Source organism: Streptococcus sp. 10824, assembly GCF_013276595.1.
Classification (GTDB): Bacteria; Bacillota; Bacilli; order Lactobacillales; family Streptococcaceae; genus Streptococcus; species Streptococcus pseudopneumoniae.
Genome location: NZ_VMLH01000156.1, coordinates 1 through 3,814 on the forward strand (window position 1 = coordinate 1; position 3,814 = coordinate 3,814).

General features: G+C 39.7%; 3 protein-coding genes and 1 pseudogene. All 4 read right to left on the bottom strand.

Features of this window, described 5'->3' with window-relative positions:
- Positions 1 to 21: 21 nt before the first annotated feature.
- The 4 genes and pseudogenes from HT701_RS10975 to HT701_RS10990 all read right to left on the bottom strand — a co-directional run bounded on the left by HT701_RS10975 (position 22) and on the right by HT701_RS10990 (position 3,738).
- On the bottom strand, positions 22 to 705 hold the full coding sequence (locus tag HT701_RS10975; protein WP_000078022.1) for a DUF1129 domain-containing protein: 684 nt from the start codon (positions 703 to 705) through the stop codon (positions 22 to 24).
- An 11-nt stretch (positions 706 to 716) separates the two neighbouring features.
- Entirely contained in the window at positions 717 to 1,661 is a 945-nt protein-coding gene (locus tag HT701_RS10980; protein WP_000815623.1) for a magnesium transporter CorA family protein, read from the bottom strand.
- Between the two features lie 160 nt (positions 1,662 to 1,821).
- Positions 1,822 to 2,989 (bottom strand): annotated as a pseudogene (locus HT701_RS10985) (site-specific integrase).
- A 161-nt stretch (positions 2,990 to 3,150) separates the two neighbouring features.
- Complete coding sequence (locus tag HT701_RS10990) at positions 3,151 to 3,738, bottom strand: KilA-N domain-containing protein (RefSeq protein WP_240152377.1); 588 nt, start codon at positions 3,736 to 3,738, stop codon at positions 3,151 to 3,153.
- Between the last annotated feature and the right edge of the window lie 76 nt (positions 3,739 to 3,814).

The window sequence follows — 3,814 nt, forward strand, 5'->3', positions numbered from 1 at the left end:
TCACGGGTGGTTATGACTTTCTTATTCTTGATAGCGTGTTGGTCCTGCACTTGCACTACGGATATTCAAGCGTTTCTTGAGATAGAAGCGAAGGGCTAGGAGGGCTGCTCCAATAATAGCTAGTGGCAATGGATCCAGTACTGGGTTAAGGCTAGCTGGTAGGAAGCTTGTTGCAAAGAAGACAAGCAACCAAAGGAACATAGAAGCTAGGATAACTAGTACAGATTTCCAGAAAGGTGGACGTTGACTGCGATCCATATCTGGTCCATAGTATTGGTAAACAAAGTAGTACATCAAGTAGAAGGCAAATCCACCAACCAGTCCAACTAATAGAAGAGTAATCAATCCATAGCCGAAAGCTTGATCTGCCGCAAAGAAGGTTGTGAGGGCGCTGACAAGGGCAAAGAGGCTAGTGATGAAAAGAGCTGAGTCCATAATCATGAGTTTTGGATCATCATTTTCTTTTGGATGCTCTTTTTCGTACTGCTCTTTGACAGTGAAGCTATGAGCCCAATGAGTTGGTGCGCCGTATAGGGAACGGGCAGTTGTACCTTTAGATTGCTCCTCAAGGATTTGGGGAATGACTTCCTCAAAAATAGTCTGGATTTCAGCGTCTGTTTTCCCATCTTTGATGAATTGTTGGGTAGCAATGTGGACAAACTCTTGGTTTTTCTTAGTTAATTTTTGTAGATCAATCTGAGACATAGGAACTCCTCTTAGAACCATTTTTTATGGATGAGATAGAGAGTGAGCGAGACACTCATAGCAAAGGCGATAAAGACGATTAACCAGAAGGCATTTGGCTCTCCGTTTAGGGGGATTTCATTATCCTTAAAGTTCATCCCGTAGGCAGAAAAGACCATGGTTGGGATGGACATGACGATGGTCACAAGAGCCAAGGTTTTCATGATGTTGTTCTGGTTGTTAGAAATGATAGAGGCGAAGGTCTCTGTCATAGAATGCAAGACGTTTCCATAAATGTCTGCCATCTCGATGGCCTGTTGGGTTTCAATCAGGGTGTCTTCAAGCAGGTCTTCGTCCTCAAGGTATTTCTTGATATTGCTGGTTGAACTGGTCAATTTCTTAATCACGCGCTCATTTGTTTTGAGGGAGGCTTTGAAATAGACGATAGTTTTTTCCAATTCCATGAGCTCAATCAATTCTTCATTACGAGTTGATTGATGCAGTTGACTTTCGATTTGTTCACTCTTACGGTCAATCGAACGAAGGGCTGTTAGGTAAAGTTCTGCATTGCGATAGAGAATCTGGAAGATAAAACGTGAGCGCATGAAGGTATAGAAATTACGCAAACGACGGTTGATAAAGACATCAAGGACAGGTAGTGGTTCCAAACACGTAGTGATAATGGTTTCCTCAGTGATGATAATACCAAGCGGTATGGTTACGTAGTAGGTGCGGTTATTTCTTTCCTCTGTGACCGGCACGTCAACGATAATCAGGGTGTACTCGTCTTCAATGGTAATACGAGACATTTCTTCCGCATCGAGCGGTGCTCGAAGGTCCGCAATATCAATATCGAAGGCGTTAGCGATTTCCAGTGATTCATTTTGAGTCGGATTGACGAGATTGATCCAAGTACCCGGTTCAAGCGTATCGATCTCTTTAAATTCAGTTGTTGTAGAGAGAAAAACTTGTTTCATATCCCTTATCCTTTCTCATTTTTCAGATTTTTTCACACCGTACTATTATACTACAAAATCGGCCTTTTTCAAAATAAATCTAACAAAAATCCTGTTGCTATTGGATTTTTACTTTGTCTTGAAATGTTGATTTTTAAATTTGCTCCCCTTTTTGCTCCCCCTATAGTGCTTTTAGTGCAGTTTCGTAGAATGATACTGCTTTTTTTGCGTTCTCTTTTGAGAGGTGGCTATATATATCCATGGTCATTGATAAAGTGGAATGACCTAGGCGGTACTGGAGTTCTTTGTATGGTATTCCAGAGTTAAGCAAGAGACTAGCGTGAGTGTGACGGAATCCGTGAAATCCAATGTTAGGAACATCAGCACGCTTAAAATGTGTTTGCAATCTTCTTTTAAGTCTTGAACTGCTAGGATAGTCATGAATGAAATCAGAAAATACCACGCTTTCACGTTGCCCTATCTTCCAAGCCTCTTTAGCTTGGCGTAGTTTGTACTGTTTTAACATGCTAACAGTCGCTTGATCTATATCTATATCCCGATAACTAGCCTTAGATTTTGGGCTATTAATTTCTAAATCACGATTTAGTGTTTTGGTAACATGTACCACGGCATTATCTAAATCTATATCAGACCAGGAAAGAGCTAAAGCTTCATTGATACGGCAACCAGTAGCCAATAGGAACTTATAGAGCGTTGTCTCATAGTAGTAACGATATCTATCGCTATCTAAATTATCGAGATAACCAAGAAACTTTTTTAGTTCTTGATTTTCAAAGTGTTTTACTTTTTTCCGCTTTGCTTTCTGAGTGTTACGAGGTAAAACAACATCACGCGCAGGATTGGACGGTATAGCCTGCATGGTTACGCCATACTGTAAGATACGTTTGTTTAAAGCGTGTATCTTGTCATAATGTAGAAAAGCCCCTTTTTCCCCTCTATTAGTCTTGTCAGCAAGTTCGTTGATAATAGACTGGATAAGTGGAGTAGTGAGCTTATCGAGCTTGTAAGCCCCAAAAATAGGCAATATATGATTATCAATTAACTTTCTAACATTGCCTTGAGTGTTTGGCTTAACCGTATTCTTATAACTTTCTAACCAGAGATTGGCTAATTCTTGATAGTTTTTTATGGTGCTAGCCTTTTGTCTAGTGGATCCTGCTTTTTGAAAAGCAATCTTCTCTTGAGTAGCTTTCTGCTTAACTTCTTTTTGTGTCCGTCCTGTTACCTTAGTTTTAACTTTCTTTCCTGTTACCTGGTCAACTCCTAGATATACATTAGCACGATAGACTTTGCTACCGTCTTTTTTTTATAACTTCAGTTATTTTCATGATGATAAACCTTTCTAAAATACATCAGCAGGCAAGCTATTATTAAAAAGGTTTTAGATTGTGGTTTAAATCATGCTAGGGCTTCATAGTTTGCCCTGTATTCGATTTTAGAGAGTCAGTCGGTAAATAATACCAGAGTAGCAAATAAGGCGGATATGGGGCTATTTATCGGCTAGGCGCTTTAGATTGTCCAGAGCTTTTTGATTGTTTTTGTAAAGTACCTCTAACTGTTCTTTGGCGATTCTATTGAGTTCAGTTAGGCGGTTGCTTTGTGATAGCCCTTGTTTTATCATTTCAGCGTTAAGACTTTGTAAATTATTAAGAACTAATAACTGTTCAATAGTGGCATTATCTCGCTGATTGCCGTCTTTTTCTGGGAAAGCTTTCTTGTATTCTTTGGCAGTCATACCGAACAAGGCAACATTAACCAAGTCAGCTTCAGAGGAGTAAGCGTATGATATTTGAGACGGCTGGAGTGTTGGGACAATATTTTCTTTAATTGCATCAGTTTGTATTGTGTAATTGAGTTTTGAAATATAGCGGTTCACTTGCCAATCTAACTGATTTCTATAGGCCTCTTCTTGTTTAAGCCGTTGATAGTCTTGAATGATGTAGAGTTTGAACTCTGGAGAAATCCAAGAAGCAAACTCAAAGGCTATGTCAGAGTGGGCATATGTTCCACCGTAGCGTCCAGCTTTTGAAGTGATACCGATGGCGTTCATTCTTTCTATCCATTGTTTAGAAGTCATTACAAGCCTACCAGGTTCATTTCTAACCGTATGGAATTCCATACGGTTAAAATTTGGATTATGGCTTCAAGCCAGT